This window comes from Anoxybacillus sp. LAT27 (genome assembly GCF_022030075.1).
Taxonomy (GTDB): domain Bacteria; phylum Bacillota; class Bacilli; order Bacillales; family Anoxybacillaceae; genus Anoxybacillus; species Anoxybacillus kestanbolensis.
Window position 1 is genome coordinate 1 of record NZ_JAIWYK010000405.1, and the last position, 223, is coordinate 223.

Here is a 223-nt window from a genome sequence, read left to right on the forward strand (position 1 = left end):
TTCGTTGCATCTATAATAGAAAGCTGCCGCCCAACGTTCCTCCTTGTGTTCAACGCTCTACTCTGATGCCTGCCGGAAAGACATGCCGCCCGGCAGAAGCGGCTGGCGCCGGAGGCGGACGCCAAGCTGATACGCAGCGGCAATCGATGCGATGCTCAACCAAAACGTAAAATAGCCGATTTCGTTGGCGTAGTCAGCCAGCACACTATAGCGCGGCATCATG

The 223-nt window shown here is 56.1% G+C and carries 1 pseudogene; it reads right to left on the reverse strand.

Annotated features, from left to right (window positions below):
* Window positions 1–57: 57 nt before the first annotated feature.
* Window positions 58–223: pseudogene (locus LD028_RS09970) on the reverse strand (DUF1405 domain-containing protein); the annotation flags it as partial.